This window comes from Thiomicrolovo immobilis (assembly GCF_039645955.1).
Classification (GTDB): domain Bacteria; phylum Campylobacterota; class Campylobacteria; order Campylobacterales; family Sulfurimonadaceae; genus Thiomicrolovo; species Thiomicrolovo diazotrophicus.
The window spans coordinates 62,320-76,697 of sequence record NZ_CP147916.1; the positions used below are offsets into that span (position 1 = coordinate 62,320).

12 protein-coding genes are annotated in these 14,378 nt (G+C 60.5%); all 12 read right to left on the reverse strand.

The genetic code is table 11. From position 1 onward, the window contains the following. Positions 1-7: 7 nt before the first annotated feature. Positions 8-2,053 (reverse strand): TonB-dependent receptor plug domain-containing protein, encoded by a 2,046-nt coding sequence (locus tag WCX72_RS00320; RefSeq protein ID WP_345970234.1) that lies wholly within the window; start codon positions 2,051-2,053, stop codon positions 8-10. Between the two features lie 8 nt (positions 2,054-2,061). Continuing rightward, positions 2,062-2,862, reverse strand: a complete 801-nt coding sequence (locus WCX72_RS00325; RefSeq protein ID WP_345970236.1) for an ABC transporter ATP-binding protein — start codon at positions 2,860-2,862, stop codon at positions 2,062-2,064. After that, entirely contained in the window at positions 2,853-3,878 is a 1,026-nt protein-coding gene (locus tag WCX72_RS00330; RefSeq protein ID WP_345970238.1) for an iron ABC transporter permease, read from the reverse strand. Before WCX72_RS00330 ends, WCX72_RS00325 begins: the two co-directional genes overlap by 10 nt. After that, positions 3,875-6,112, reverse strand: a complete 2,238-nt coding sequence (locus tag WCX72_RS00335) for a TonB-dependent receptor (protein WP_345970240.1) — start codon at positions 6,110-6,112, stop codon at positions 3,875-3,877. Before WCX72_RS00335 ends, WCX72_RS00330 begins: the two co-directional genes overlap by 4 nt. A 131-nt stretch (positions 6,113-6,243) precedes the next feature. Further along, positions 6,244-7,242 carry an ABC transporter substrate-binding protein gene (locus WCX72_RS00340; protein ID WP_345970241.1) on the reverse strand — a complete coding sequence of 333 codons (999 nt, stop codon included), beginning with the start codon at positions 7,240-7,242 and terminating at the stop codon, positions 6,244-6,246. 9 nt (positions 7,243-7,251) lie between these two features. Further along, on the reverse strand, positions 7,252-8,052 hold the full coding sequence (locus WCX72_RS00345) for an energy transducer TonB (protein ID WP_345970242.1): 801 nt from the start codon (positions 8,050-8,052) through the stop codon (positions 7,252-7,254). A gap of 3 nt (positions 8,053-8,055) precedes the next feature. Next, entirely contained in the window at positions 8,056-8,628 is a 573-nt protein-coding gene (locus tag WCX72_RS00350) for a globin (RefSeq protein WP_345970243.1), read from the reverse strand. A 301-nt stretch (positions 8,629-8,929) separates the two neighbouring features. Then, positions 8,930-10,129, reverse strand: coding sequence for a hypothetical protein (locus tag WCX72_RS00355; RefSeq protein WP_345970244.1), 1,200 nt, complete (start codon positions 10,127-10,129; stop codon positions 8,930-8,932). 11 nt (positions 10,130-10,140) lie between these two features. Then, positions 10,141-11,475, reverse strand: a complete 1,335-nt coding sequence (locus WCX72_RS00360; RefSeq protein WP_345970245.1) for a cytochrome c — start codon at positions 11,473-11,475, stop codon at positions 10,141-10,143. 362 nt (positions 11,476-11,837) lie between these two features. Further along, positions 11,838-12,614, reverse strand: a complete 777-nt coding sequence (locus WCX72_RS00365; RefSeq protein ID WP_345970246.1) for a TOBE domain-containing protein — start codon at positions 12,612-12,614, stop codon at positions 11,838-11,840. A gap of 88 nt (positions 12,615-12,702) precedes the next feature. Beyond that, positions 12,703-13,749 (reverse strand): HAMP domain-containing sensor histidine kinase, encoded by a 1,047-nt coding sequence (locus tag WCX72_RS00370; protein ID WP_345970247.1) that lies wholly within the window; start codon positions 13,747-13,749, stop codon positions 12,703-12,705. Then, complete coding sequence (locus tag WCX72_RS00375; RefSeq protein ID WP_345970249.1) at positions 13,736-14,371, reverse strand: response regulator transcription factor; 636 nt, start codon at positions 14,369-14,371, stop codon at positions 13,736-13,738. Before WCX72_RS00375 ends, WCX72_RS00370 begins: the two co-directional genes overlap by 14 nt. Between the last annotated feature and the right edge of the window lie 7 nt (positions 14,372-14,378).

Below are 14,378 nucleotides of genomic sequence, written 5' to 3' on the forward strand. Positions count from 1 at the left end.
GTTCCTCCTAAAAAGCGAAGGCGATTTCGGCCCCGAGGGTCCGTCCGCGGTCGTAGTAGTAGCCGGTGACGTAGCGGGTCGCGTAGTGGTCGTCGGTCAGGTTGCGGCCGTAGAGCTTGGCGGTGGCGGTGGTGTTGCCGAAAACGAAGTCGCGGGCGATGTTGGCGTCGATGCGCGTATAGTCCCCCAGGTCCAGGCCGGTCATCGTGCCTTTCGGGCTGCGCGAGCTGGAGTAGCCGTCGACGCGTTTGGCCGAGATGTTGAAACGGTAGGCCTCGTAGCTGTGGCTCAGCAGGGCGCTGAAGGTGTTGCGCGGCATCGTGGCGCCGAGGCTCTCCGTGGTCACGCCTTCGGACGTCGTCGAATTCTCGATGATATGGGTCCATGCGAAGCGGTAGCTCGTCGTCTTGCCGATGCGCCCTTTGAGGAGAAATTCGATCCCTTTGCGGTGGGAATCCTGCTCGGTGTAGTAGTAGTACTCGTTGCCGTCGCTGTCGGTGTAGGTATTGCCCGTCGCGGTTTTTTCATTGTCGATAGCGACATCGAAATAGGTGAGCGCCGGGACGAAGGCGCGGGCGATGCCCGCCTCGAAACCGATCTCCCAGCGCTGCTGCCGTTCGCCGTGCAGCGTCGCGTTGTTTTCGGTCATCAGGTCGAAATCCCCGGAGGTCCCTTCATTGCCGTAGAAGTAGCGCGCGCTCAGGCGGTAGCCGTCGGCGACGCTGACAAGCATGCCCGCCGTAAAGACGTTGGCGGGGGGAAGGTCCGTATTGTTATTGGCATCCGGCGTCGCCAGTGCTTCGCTTTTGGCCGCCGTGGCGTGGTTGATGTGCTTGACGTCGTAGCGGTAGCCGGCGTCGAGGCAGAGCATCCCGTCGAATAGGGAGTGTTCGGCGGCGACGGAGTAGCCGTTCACCGTCGTGTTGTAGCTGTTGTAGGCCTTGGAGAGGTTGGGACCAAACCCTTTGCTCTGGGTCGACTGTCCGCCGAGATGCACGGTGGTGTCGCCGAAGCGGGCGTTGTGCCGGAGGCTCAGGGTCTGGGTCTTCTCCTCGTAGTGACGCTGCGACGCCACGGCGCTGTTGAAATATTCGTTGTGCTCCTCCTGGTCGTACGCGATCGTCGCCGCGGAGAAGAGCGTAATCTGGTTCTCGTTCCAGAGGAGATTGCCGTCCAGGGAGAAGATGCGGGTCTGGACAGGGTCATAGTACCATTTCGCGCTGTCGGTCGTGCCGTCGACGGCGACGCCGCGCTGCATCTCGAAGCGGCCGCTATCGATGTAGCCCATCATATTCAGGGAAAGTTTCCCGAGGGTGAGGCCGCCGTTGACCATTCCCGACACGGCCCGGCTGCCGTCGAACCACGAATCTTTGCTCGGGCGGTCGTGGCGGGAGGCCATCATCCCGACATAGCTGTTGTAGGGAGCGCCCTCGTCCAGCCGTGTTCCGACATAGATGTCCTGCCCGTTCGCCGCGGGCTGCGCGACGGCCTGTTCGTAGTAGGCGTGGAGCAGCCCTTCGGTGGTTTTCGGCCGTTTGGTGCGGATGACGATAAACCCGATATTGAGGCCCGAGCCGCTGTTCGAGGCGCCGATGCCGATCGACGGGGCCAGTGAGAGGGCCGTTGAGGAGCGGACGATCTCGATCGATTCGATCGCGTTGACGGGGAGCTGCTGCAGCATCCGGTCGCTGCTGGAGGGGAGAATGGCCCCGTCGACGATGTAGGTGATGCTGCCGCCGCCGCGCATGTTGACAAAGAAGGGGTGGCGGCGTCCCTGGTAGGTGAGGTCCAGGCCCGTCGCCATGTTCAGGAGTTCGAGGACGTTCTTGGCCTTGTAGGCTTCGATCTCTTTCTCATCCATCACCTCCGTGCCGAAGGCGGCGGATTTGGCGACGCGGTAGGGGTTGGTCGGACTGTCGATCCGCGTGTCGTCGCGTTCGGCGGATTGGGAATAGGCCGAATCGGTCGCGGTGACGGGGGCCAGGTAGGTATCGTCGGCCGCGGCGGCGTGCTGCAGGAGGAGTAAGCCTGTGATGGCAAGGTTTTTTTTCATGGTTTTCCTTATGAACATGGGGTATGGGATGGGGAAGTGAAATGGGGGACGCACCAGCCCCGTTCGCGGTGACGGATCACCTCCGCATCGACGTCGTAGACGTGGCGCAGCATCCGGGGGGTAATCACCGCATCGGGATCGCCGTTCGCGATGATTTTGCCCCCGTGCATGACCACGACCCGGGTGGAGACCAGCAGCGCATGGTCGGGATAGTGGGTCGTCTTTAAAAAGGTGTAGCCTTCATCGGCCAGCTCAGCGATCATCCGCAGCAGGCGCATCTGGTTGCCGTAATCAAGCCCGTTGACCGGTTCGTCCATGATGAAGGTGCGAACCTCCTGGGCAATGGCGCGCGCCAGCAGCACCATCTGCTTCTGGCCGCCGCTGAGCTGTCCGAAGGGGCGCGCGGCAAGGTCGGCGATGCCGACGCGCTCCAGGGCGGCGCGGGCGATGTCGCGGTCGCGCCTGGAGGGGTGGGCGAAAAAACCCAGTTTCGACACCCGCCCCATCAGGACCATCTCCTCCACGCTGTAGCCGAAGGGGACGTTGTGGTACTGCGGGATGTAGGCGACATGCGTCGCGATGTCGCGGTGGTTGTAGTTGTAAAGCGGCTCCCCGTGCAGGCGGATGTCGCCCCTGCCTTCGAGCAGCCGCAGCATGAGGCGGATGAGGGTGCTTTTGCCGCAGCCGTTGGGCCCCAGCAGGCTTACGACCTCCCCCGGGTAGAGGGCGAGGTCGACGCCATCGAGAACGGAATGTTTCGGATAGGCAAAAGAGAGATTTTTGACGGTGTAGACGGGTTTCAGTTCCATGCGGCCCTCGCGTGTTTGAGTACGATGATAAAGACGGGAATCCCGATGAGCGAGGTGAGGATCCCGATGGGGATCTCGACGTTCATCGCCAGGCGGGAGACGGAATCGGCCAGAAGCATGAAGGCCCCGCCGACCAGGGCACTCAGCGGTAGCAGCAGCGTATGCGACGGCCCCGCGGCCATGCGGACGATGTGCGGGATGATGAGTCCCACCCAGCCGATGATGCCCGCCATCACCACGGAGAGCGACGAGGCGAGCGTCGCCAGGATAATGGCGGTCAGACGGATGCGTTTGACGTCGATGCCCAGTGCGCGCGCCTCCTCGTCGCCGAGGCTCAGCAGATCGAAATATTTGCCCATCACGAGCAGCGCCGCGATGGAGAGCCCCATCGGCACGGCGGCGAGCAGCACTTCGTCGAGTTCGGCCATGCTGAGCGAGCCCATCAGCCAGTAGACGATGGCCGGCAGCGTGCTGTAGGGGTCGGCGACGTATTTGACGACGGAGAGCAGCGCCGTGAAGAGCGAACCGCTGATGACCCCGCCGAGCACGAGCATGACGGTCGAGCGCGAACTGGTCACCATGGAGCCCACCATCACGGCGAAGGCGACGGCGACGAAGCCGAAGGCGAAGGCCAGGGCCTGCACGATCCACCACTGTTCGCTCAGCAGCATCCCCAGCGCCGCGCCGAAGGAGGCACCGGCGAGGACGCCCAGGATCCCCGGCGAGACGAGGGGGTTGACGAACATCGCCTGGAAGGCGGCGCCCGACGTCGCGAGCGCGGCGCCGATCAGGATGGCCAGAAGGATGCGCGGCAGACGGATCTGGAACAGGATGTTCTCAAGCAGGGCGAACTCCTCCTGCACGGCGCCGCCGAAGAGTTTGTACTTGACAAAGGCGAGCAGCGTTTCGGGCGCGATCGGGTACTGGCCCCAGGAGAGGGCCAGCAGCGCCGACAGCAGGAGCAGCAGGGTGCCCCCGCCCAGAAAAAGCCAGTAGGAAGAGGTGCGCCTGGTCAAAACGACAGACTCAGCGATCCGAAGACGGAGAGCGGTGCCCCCGTCTGGTAGGTGGAAGAGGTTCCCGTCGTCGCCAGGACGTTGTCCGCGGAGATGATGGTCGCCACGTACTTCTCGTCGGTCAGGTTTGTCCCGCTGAGGCGGAAGACGGCGCTTTTGCTCCCCAGGAAACCGTTGATGCGGTAGGCGACGTCAAGGTCGAAGAGGGTGTAGGCATCGACGGTCTGGCTGTTCTGCAGGTCGCCGTAGCGTTTGGAGGTGTAGCGCACGCTCGGCGTGATCATCCAGCCGCCGACGCTGTAGGAGAGGGCCGCCTTGGCCAGGACCTCCGGCGCGTCGGGGACCTGTTTACCCTCCGTGTCGATCGTCGTCGTCGGCGAGCTTTTGAAATCCTGCGTAAAGGCGTACTTGTTGTAGGAGAGCCCCGCGATGAACTCCAGCGATTCGCTGACCGGGCCCGAAGCGGAGAACTCCGCGCCGTAGCCCATCGCGTCGCCGACGTTGGCGGGGTAGTTGACGCCGTATTCGGGGTCGTAAACGTTGGCCTGCTTGTTCTTGACGAAGGAGACGAAGAGCACCGGGTTCAGCGCGACACCGCCGACCATTGTCTTGTAGCCCAGGTCGATGTTGTCGGAGGTCTCGAGTTCGAGCTTGTTCCACAGCTGCTGCAGGGTCACGTTCTTGGCGACGAAGTTGGCCCGGTTCTTGATGTAGGTCGGGAAGAGGTTGACGTCGAAGCCGTAGGTGCGGGCGTAGGAGACGTAGAGCGTATTGAGCTCATCGAAGCGGTAGCCGGCATAGAGCGACGGGATCCACGTATGGAAGGTTTTCGCTTTGACGCTGGCCCACGGATCGAGGGTGCCCTGGGCGATCGCCGTGTCGTAGTTCTGGCTGGTGTTGGCATCGGTGCCGAAGGTGTAGCTTTTGAGGGACCCGATCTCGAAGCTCTGGTACTGGAGCCCGAGGTTGTAGTCAAAGCCGCAGAGGCTGCCGGAGAGCTCCGCGAAGGGGGCCTGGAGGGTGTGGTAGCCGGTCTCGGCCAGGGAGGCGTACCCGTCAAAGACGAGGTCGCCGCCGACGGATTTGTACTTCAGGCGGTCCGTCGGCGGTCCCGGAGGCTGCTGCTTGTGGTACCAGTAGCCCAGCGTCGTCTTGAGGGCCTTGGAGAAGCGGTGGGTGTAGTCGGCGACGCCCCCGTAGAGGTCATGGTCGATCCGCCACTGGATGACCCGGTTTTTCGCAGGGTTCGCGTTGACGCTGGAGTTCCAGTACTCCCCCTTGTCCGTTTTGTAGTAGGGTTTGATCGTCACCGTGTCGTCAGCGCTTGGGCGGAACTGCAGGGTCGCCAGGGCGGTTGTCGTATCGAAGTTCTGCTTGTTCCAGTCGTAGTAATCGACGTCGTTGTCCGCCGTCGGGCGGGCGGAGGCGAAATCTTTGTTCCAGTAGCTCTCCAGGTCCTGGGCCTCGGTGTAGGAGAGGGCGTAGTAGTTGTGGTGGTCATCTTTGTTGTAGATGACGTAGGCTTCCGCGCTGAACATCTCCGAGGGGGTATAGGCGATCCCCGCCATGGCGTTGAAGCGCTCAAGCTCCCCGTCGCCTTTGTACTTGTCGTATCCGAGGTGGGAGAACGATCCGAAGAGGCGGACGTCCCCCATCTCCCCGCTGTCGAAGCGTGCAAAGGAGCGGGTGAAATTGTCCGAACCGAACGCCTGCGAGAGCATGGCGTTCGTCTGACGCCGCGGCGCGTTGACGTTCATGTCGACCTTGCCGATCAGGCTGGAGAATCCGATGTTCTTCTCCGGCGACAGGTACCCTTTGAGCAGGTCGATGGAGGCGACGTTCTCCATGTCGAGCATCTGTTTTCCGCCGCCGGGGTTGCTGGAGATCGGCATACCGTTGATCATGTAGACGCCCCCCGGGCCCGACTGGGATTTGCCGCGGATGCGGATGGGGTCGTGGTAGGAGGGTTCGTTGGAACCGGACGTATCGGCGGGGGTATAGTTGACCGAAGGGGAGTACTGGATGATCGTAAAGGGGTTCATGTTCGCCTGGGTCCCGAGGGTCGTGATGCTCTTCTTTTCGAAGCGCTGATCGGAGCCGTTGGTGTCGCCTTGGTAGAGGGTGTCGTCCAGGGCGCTGTCGGAGACGACGATGTGCTCGATATTGACGGGGTCGGCCCAGAGGGCGGAGGCGGCCATGACGGCAACGAGGGGGTAGGTGTAAACGGCTTTCAAATGGATTCTCCTTGGTTTATTCACGGCCCCGGGCAGAGCCCGGATACCTGTACGGATGCTGTTTTCTTCGTTGCGCACTGAGAGACCGTGCTTCGTCGAACGCAGCTGTTTGTCGGTTGCTCGCGACCCGGTCAGGGCGCCAGCAGGTCGTCTATCTCTTGCGCGCTCAGGTCGACGCCGAGAAACAGTTTGTAAAAGGCGGCAACGCGCGCTTTCAGATCGACGTCGTACGCCTCGGGGTGGAAAAGCGAGGCGAGCCACTGGATGCCGATGACGCGCATGAACGACGGCGGACGGTCGACCCAGTTGAACGGCAGTGTCGGGACGAGATAGATCCGTCCCGCCTTGACGGCACGGAGCTGCTGCCACATCGGGTCCTCCACGAGGTCGCCGTAGACCATGGCGTGCTGGACGATGATCACCTCAGGATCGTAGGCCAGCAGGGTCTCGAAGTTGATTTTCTCCAGCCCGCGCAGGTTGCTCTGGCGGCATTTGTGGACGTTCTCGCCGCCGGCGAAGTTCATGGCGACGACGTGGAAGGAGGTGTCGCACTCGGTTGAGAGGCCGTCGAGCCCCTCGGCGTAGTAGTAGCGTGTCGGCTTGGTGCCGGCCAGGGAGGTGTTGATCTCGGCAATGACCGTGCGGGTGTAGTCGGCCAGTTCCCGGCCGCGTTCGCCCGCGCCGATGGCGTCGCCGACGCGTTCCATGGCGTCGGGCATCGAGTCGATCTGCCGGAACGGTATGGTCATCGTCGGGACGCCCAGCTTCGTGATCTGGTCCGTCACGGTCTGCACGAGCATGTCGTCCTCCCAGATCAGCACAAGGTCCGGGCGGGCGGCGATGAGACTCTCCAGGTTGATGCGGCTGCCGCTGCCGTGGAACGAGCCGATGACGGGCAGCGCGAGAAAGCGCGCGTCGAGGTAGGCGGGATCGGCGCCGTTAAAGGGGTTCTTGGCCGCGAAGTTGAGGCCGATCATCTTGTCGGGGGCGAGGGCGTAGAGCAGGTAGTTCATCGGCGGCGATGAGCCGAAGACCTTTTGGACGGTCGCCTGATCTTCTTTCATATCGCTAAGCGCCTGGGGTACCGAGACGAGCACCGATATAAAGAGGGTAAGCAGAAGTCTGTTCATGGTGGGTTCCTAAGAGTGTGAAAGTGAGAAGGTAATCGGGATCGTCAGATGGGTCAGCGATTCAAGAGAGGGAAAATCGCCGCTGAGATCCCATAGCGTTTGCAACGCTTTACGGTCCAGAATCGTACTGCCGCTGCTGCGTAAGATTTCCGCAGCAGCGACCGTACCGTTGGAAGCAAGTTTGAACGAAAGCGTTACCACCCCCTCGAGCCGCAGCCTTCTTGCGGCGGCGGGGTAGGTGATGGCGGATTCGATCATGGCACGTATCTGTCCCAGCACCGTTGCGTCCGGCCCGATTGGGTCAGCTTTTTTGTTGTTGTGTGCAAGCGGTGTAGCGCTTGACGCATTGTCTGGTGTGTGAGGAGAAGTTTCCGCGTGTGAGGCCGGGGCCACGGGCGGGGACGGAAGAGAGGCAAACGCCTCAGATAAAGCCGCATCGTCCGGTGTCTTTATCTCAGGGGTTTTGGGGAGAGGAACGGGGGTGTTCTTTGGCGCGGCCTTGACGGTTTCATGTGCCGGCGCCGTTGCCGTCTTCACCGGCGGTTTGGGACGTACAGCCGGTGTGGCAGGGAGGGGCTTTGCTTCCGGCACGGCGGCCGCTGCTGCGGCACGCGGTGCATAGTCGGCCAGGGAGATTGCCACTGTCTGCCGCTCGGCCGTGAGGAGGGGCGTCGAGGGGTGCGGTGCGTAGAAGAACGCGCCCACCAGGGCGGCGTGCATCAGCAGGGACGCACCCATCGCCTGCAGGCGGTGATGGCGGTCATTTTCATGTATCATATTTGATATAACGCTTGGCGCAAAAGAGTGCATCGTCTACTCCGCCGCCTTGCGGCCCGCGAGGGGTTCATAGGGGTAGCGCGTGATGGGGGTGACCGTCGTGCGGCGGTTGATCATGCGGATGGAGAGGGCTTCGATCCACTCCCAGAACTCCCGGGCGTGTTCGGCGGGCATGGCGCGCTCCGCCATCGCTTTGCGGTACATCATCAGCCAGATGTCACGGGCTTTCTCGTCAACGATGAGGTGCAGGTGGCGCATCCGCAGCGCAGGGTGGCCGTGGGCATCGCTGAAGGCCTTCGCTCCGCCGAGGGCCTCGACGAAGAAGTCGGCGGCCTTTTCGGTAGCGGCGGCAAAGGCGTCGTCATCATCGGGGAACATCTCGCCCAGCACCGTCTTGCGCAGCAGGCCGTGGTGGTATCGGACGAGGTCGCGGATGTTATCTTCACCCCAGGCGCGGTAGAGCGCGTCGGAGGGGAAGGTGACCTCGGGATAGACGAAGTCGATCTTCGGATCGACCGTGCGCGGGGCGGCACCGGCCCCTTCAAACGGCCGGGTCCCGCACTGGTTGAAGCCGTGGATCGCCGTCCCTTTTTCTGTAAAGACGTTCATGTTTCCCTCCATTATGTTTTAAATGATATAACGCTGTTTCAATGTTTGGTGCAGTTGGCGTTCTACAAAAAACGGAACATTTTGCGTTGTTTTTGGAATGATATAACGAAAATGTCTTGTTTTGTCTTAAACGGTACTGTTTTTGTCGGTCGGCCGGAGAGAACCCTCTGGCCGGACAGCCGTATGATGTCGGTACGCTTTGAAAGTACTAAGGAAGCGGGTAATGAGGTGTTACCCAAGAGTCACGGACTGCCCTGCAAGAAGGTTCGGCGGGGGGCGGCAACCGGTGCCGCAGCCCTGCTCAGACAATCGTGTTTTTGAAAAGGGTGAACATGCCCCAGCCGAAATAGACCACACACCACAGCAGCACGATCGCGACAGTGGCGTTGGCCAGTTTGGTGACGATGGGGTCTTTGCTGGCATCGAAGACCCCCTGGGTCTTCCCGACTTTCCAGGCCATGGTCAGAATCCAGCCGATCGCCGTAAAACCGAAGACGACGAAGGTCAGCAGGAACATGATGACCGAAGGCCAGTCGATGTTCATCGGGTAGTCGTAGATGTTGTACCCGAGCCCCGACATCAAATCAAACCGGATGTATTCCCGCAGGGCGGAGATCAGCAGCGCGGCGATAACCAGGACGCCGGTCGTGAAATAGCTGGTAATGTTGCTTCTGACCATCAGCAGCAAAACCACCACCGAGACGACGATGGCCAGGGAGAGCGGATTGAGCAGCAGCCCCTCCAGTAGCATCCATCCTGCAAAGAGCACGGCACTGGCCAGCAGCCCGAAGGTTGCAATCTTTTTGCCGAGATCCCGGACAAAAGAGATATATTCGGGCGTGAAATCGTCACGGGTACTGACGAAATCACTGTAGTTGAGCAAGAAGATGCCCAGCGTCGGGGCCGACAGCGTGACGAGGAAGAGCAGCCGTACCGGGTTAAAGTGGAAATTAAGCCCGGAGGTGTCGATGACGCCACCCGGGGCGTACCACTCCATCCATTTGTCCGGCTGGATCGACTCGTAGGCGAAGACGTGCATCAGTAGCCCGGCAAAGACCAGGATAAGCAGGGAGATTACACCGATCAGGACACTGCCGGAGGAGCCCTTCTTGTTGGCGTAATAGAACCAGTAAAGCAGCATATACCCAGCCAGCAGTGCATAGACGAAGACAAAGACCCAGACGCCCGAGAGCGAGTTGACAACGTACCAGTTGGGATCGTAGATGACCTGCGTAAAGAGCAGCGGTGCGATCCCCAGCAAGATCAGCAGCGAGACACTGAGCTTGGAGGTCTGCACCATATGGCCGGTCAGCAGTTTCCAGTCGGCACTGCTCTTCTGTTTTGTGGCGCCGACAATGGAGAGGGTCATCCCGCCGAGCGCCAGCAGGACGAAGGCGGCGTGCAGCGCCCAGGTCAGGACGTAGAGTCCTTGAAAGACCACCGGGTAAAAAGGAATACCGGCGGGATCACGCAAAATATTTAATGTTGTACCTAAATCCATCGCAAACCTCCTTAATTAACCTGTGTCGCGATCCAGGCGGCGATCGCCTTGGTCTCGTCGTCGGGCAGTTTGATGGTCGGCATGTAGGGGATCGCCCCCTTTGCCAAAACGTCTTTCAGGAAGCTTTCGATCATCACGGCATCCTGTCCTATGAATTTCGCGATCAGCGGACGGTAGAGGCCCACTTTCTCCAGTGAATGGCAGTTTGAGCAGGCGAGCTTGGTCAGCAGTTCCCCCGCCTCGAGCTGATTCTCCGGTGTGATGGTCCGCAGCCGGTCGGGGATCCACGGATTGACTTTCAGCAGCCCGTGCTGCGCCACCGTCTCCACCTCGCTTTTGATCCCTTTGCCGGGAACATCGCGGGCGATGATCTGGTTACTGTAGACGTACTGGCCTGCAACGTAGGGCTTACGCATGCTTTCACGCAGCTTTTCACCCGGCCACAGCCCGATCAGGCCGACGACCACGAGCATAGTGACGGCAAAGGGGCGGTTGATCGTCCGCGGTAAGGCAAAGGCGAGAAGAAGGTAGAGGGTGAAGACCACGATGATGACGATCCGTGTCGTCAGGATATTCGGCAGGTAGATCCCCAGCAGGATGTGGGCGGTTTCGGGCATGGTGTTGATATACCACATAAAGCCGACCATGGTGGCAAAGCCGCCGATCATCCCGATGACGGCGAGTTTGCGCGTCAGCTCTTTGGCCAGGGACTTGTCGTCCATGCTGCTGGTGATAACGAAGCCGACCACCGCCGACATCAGAACCATAAAGCCGATCCGCAGGAACATGTGCGGGAAGGTGTTGACCCCGAAGAAGGCGTCACTCGCCGATCCGGTCAGAAAGAACGCTTCCGTACCGGGCCACATCATAAAGCTGATAATCCCGATGATCAGGAAGAGGGTCCCCAGCGAGGCGAGCGCGAACATATAGGTCAGTTTCAGGTGGGTTTTGCGGTCGATTTTGTCAATAAAGTAGACCAGGGCGAAGACCCCGATGACCTCGACGATGAAAAAGACCCACTCCGTGGCCCAGACCCAGACGAAGTTGTGGATCAGCGCGCTGATCCCCCTCGGGCTGGCTGCGGTTGCGGTGTACCAGATGCCCGGACCCGTGATGGAGCCGACGACATACGAAAAAATCAGCAAGAACATGCCGTACTTTTTCATGTAGACGTAGAGATCCGTGCGGTTCTCTTTATACGCCTTGTGCGAAAGAAAAGCAAAAAGAATCGCCGCACCCACGGAGGTGTGCGACGCCAGAATATGAATGGTACCGGTGATCCCCATCAACCAGGCGGAGCCGATGTCGGGGAAATAGAAAAGCGGAAACATGCCAATAAAATCCATCCGTTTCTCCTCAAACAGATAATCCCGGCAGAGGCAAGACGCCCCTACGGGATGATTCCATAGGTAGCACTCGGGTGGGTTCGGTACCCAAAATGCGCCTATTGGGAAAAAACAACATTTGATTCGTCATAGGGATATGGCACAATAAAATGTTGTAACACAACACAAACATACCCGTCTGTCATCGCCAAATTGTCGACGGGTATGTTTCTTCATCCAGTTAAAACTGCTTCCTCATTTAAAACAATCTTGAAGTATGGGAAACGGAAAATAATAATCAACTGATATTAATTTTGTGTTAAAGGCCGTTCGGAAATGAACGGTTTTGAGAAAAGAGAGTCTCCGGGGCGCGTGACGCCGGTTCAGGCCCCGATGATGATGTGGTTCTTTGCGACGGTGGCGTAGGCCTCCATTGCCGTTTCCAGGGCCTCGCTGGCGTCGAGGTCCGTCACGCCGATCAGTTTGGAACCCCCTTCGAGCTGGAGGGTGATCTCCGCATTTTCGCTGCTGCGCTGCAAGGAGGTGATCTTGCCTTTCAGGACATTGATGTCGTCGGAGGCCTCCGGTGGCGTCACGCTGATGGCGACGTCGCTGGATTTGATGATGGCGTAGGCGTCGCCCCCCTCTTCGAGCCCCATATTGCGTACTGACGTCGAGGTGATGACGGAATAGAGGGTATCGCCGCCGGGAAGCTGCAACCGGAGTTCGGAACGCAGCCCGTGGGGCGTGATGGTGCCGACGCGGCAGGTAAGCTGGTTGCGCGCACTCGTTGTGAGGAAGGTGCGCGAGAGGATGCGTGCGAGCCGCTCGGGGTCGTCCCCCGCTTCGGCGAAGCGGTTGATGAATTCGCGGTGCAGCTCCGCGAAGCGCTTGTAGGTGGCAATGAGCTCGTAGGCGTGGGCGGTCAGGACCGTCCCCCCGCCGCCGCGGCCGCCGGTCGTTTTTTCGATGATGGGGCGGTCAGCGATGTCGTTCATGGCGTTGACCCGTTCCCAGGCGGCCTTGTAGCTCATCTTCATCGCCTTCGCCGCGGCGTGGATGGAGCCGGTCTGGGCGATCTTCTCGAGCAGCTCGATGCGCCCGTTGCCCAGGAAATTCCTGCCGTCCTTTCTCAGCCAGAAGCGTCCGTCTATCTGCATGATGTACCTTTCAACGGCATGGCGGGGAGAGAAATCGGCGGCATGGGGCTCCTTGGCGAATGATTTGACGGGCTTATTATAACAGACGCTAACGTTCGGTTTGTCCGGCGGGAAGCGTGCAGGTGAAAGTGACGCGGTTTTCACGCTGGGTAACGGCAATGGCGATCCGCTCCTCGTCGCAGAGTTTTTTGACGATGTGCAGGCCGATGCCGATGCCGCGTTCGCTCTCCTTGTAGAAACGGTCGAAAAGGTTGCGGGGCGAACGGATGGGCGCCGCGGCGGTATTGGTGATGCTGAAGGTGCGCTCCGAGAGCGCCAGCGAGACCTCGCCCTCCTTGACGTTGTATTTGCAGGCGTTGGAGAGGAGGTTGTCGACGATCCGGGTCAGGGCGTCGGGATTGGCGCGCATCGTCGTCGGTGCGAGTGCGGTGCGGAAGGTGAGCGCGGGGTAGAGATCTTGGAAAAAGGCCAGCCGCTCCGCCACGAGGGTGTCGAGCCGAAAAGTGTCGCGCTGCTGCGGCAGACCGCCCTGGTACTCCTGGAGGTTGCGGTAGAGCATGCCGATCAGCTTGGCGCTCTTTTCGATGCGCCGGACGGCCTTGTCCTCCCGGTTGAGCATCGAAGTGTTGATGAGAATCGCGCTGACGGGGGTATTGAGGTCGTGGATGATGTCCTTGATGAAACGGTCGGTCAGGGCCAGGGCGCTGCGCAGCGGGCGGAGGGTGTAGCGGGCGAACCCGAAGGCCATCGCCCCGACGACGGCCGAGAGCAGCAGCATAAAGAGCAGGTAGCGGCCCAGAAGCGCGCCGGTCTGGGTCTTGAAGTCCGCTTTGGGATAGTAGATCTTGAGCAGGTAGCGCTGATTGGCCGGGAGGGGGAAGAGAGCGTAGAGCGTCTGGCCGTCCTCGCGCAGCTCCAGCAGGGGCGCTTCCGTCTGTTTGGGCACGAAATCGAGGGCAAATTTTTCGCCCTCGAAATTGAAATTGTAGTTCTTCATCTCCAGAAATAGCTGCTGTTTGAGGCTGCCGACATCCTCGCGGTAGTTGTGATAGAGCAGGAAACCGATCAGGATCTCGATGGTGACGAAGTAGAGTGCGAGGCTCTTGAAGAAGGATTCTCTCTCAGAGGCTTTCAAGACGGTACCCCACGCCGCGGACGTTGGTGATGTCGATGCCGAGCTGCTGCTTGAGGCGGCTGATATGAAAACGCAGCGCCTGGTCGGTGGGCTGCTCCAGCAGTTCCAGCAGTTCGCTCTTGTCGATGGTCTGGCCGACATTGGTGATGAGCAGGCGGAAGATCGCCGTCCGGATCTCCCCGAGGTCGACGCTGCGGTTGTGTTTGCTGACCCGCCCGTCGGCCGGGTTGAAGATGATCTCCCCGTAGCGGAGCTGCCGTTCGAGCTGGTGGGTGCGCGCTTTGATACGCAGCAGGAGTTCGTCGATGTCGAAGGGCTTTTTGAGGTAATCCTCCGCGCCCGCGGCGAACCCCTTGGTCATCGAGTCGATGTCCCGCAATGCGGAGATGAAAATAGCCGGGGTGCGGTCCTCGGCGTCGCGCAGGGCGCTCAGCAGGTCAAAGCCGCTCAGCAGCGGGACGTTGATGTCGAAGAGGTAGAGGTCGAAGGGCGTCTCGAAGGCCGCGTCGGCGGCCGCTTCCCCGTCGGTCACCCAGGCGGTCTCAAAGCCGTTGCGCGTGAGCAGATCCTGCAGGGATTCGCCCAGTACCGGATCGTCTTCGAGCAGCAGAATCCGCGCCATTCTCCCT

What these genes read in the sequence shown, in the direction of transcription:
- WCX72_RS00320 (WP_345970234.1), bottom strand. Translation starts at nt 2,053, where the DNA reads ATGAAAAAAAACCTTGCCATCACAGGCTTACTCCTCCTGCAGCACGCC.
- WCX72_RS00325 (WP_345970236.1), bottom strand. Translation starts at nt 2,862, where the DNA reads ATGGAACTGAAACCCGTCTACACCGTCAAAAATCTCTCTTTTGCCTAT.
- WCX72_RS00340 (WP_345970241.1), bottom strand. Translation starts at nt 7,242, where the DNA reads ATGAACAGACTTCTGCTTACCCTCTTTATATCGGTGCTCGTCTCGGTA.
- WCX72_RS00345 (WP_345970242.1), bottom strand. Translation starts at nt 8,052, where the DNA reads ATGCACTCTTTTGCGCCAAGCGTTATATCAAATATGATACATGAAAAT.
- WCX72_RS00350 (WP_345970243.1), bottom strand. Translation starts at nt 8,628, where the DNA reads ATGAACGTCTTTACAGAAAAAGGGACGGCGATCCACGGCTTCAACCAG.
- WCX72_RS00355 (WP_345970244.1), bottom strand. Translation starts at nt 10,129, where the DNA reads ATGGATTTAGGTACAACATTAAATATTTTGCGTGATCCCGCCGGTATT.
- WCX72_RS00360 (WP_345970245.1), bottom strand. Translation starts at nt 11,475, where the DNA reads ATGGATTTTATTGGCATGTTTCCGCTTTTCTATTTCCCCGACATCGGC.
- WCX72_RS00365 (WP_345970246.1), bottom strand. Translation starts at nt 12,614, where the DNA reads ATGCAGATAGACGGACGCTTCTGGCTGAGAAAGGACGGCAGGAATTTC.
- WCX72_RS00375 (WP_345970249.1), bottom strand. Translation starts at nt 14,371, where the DNA reads ATGGCGCGGATTCTGCTGCTCGAAGACGATCCGGTACTGGGCGAATCC.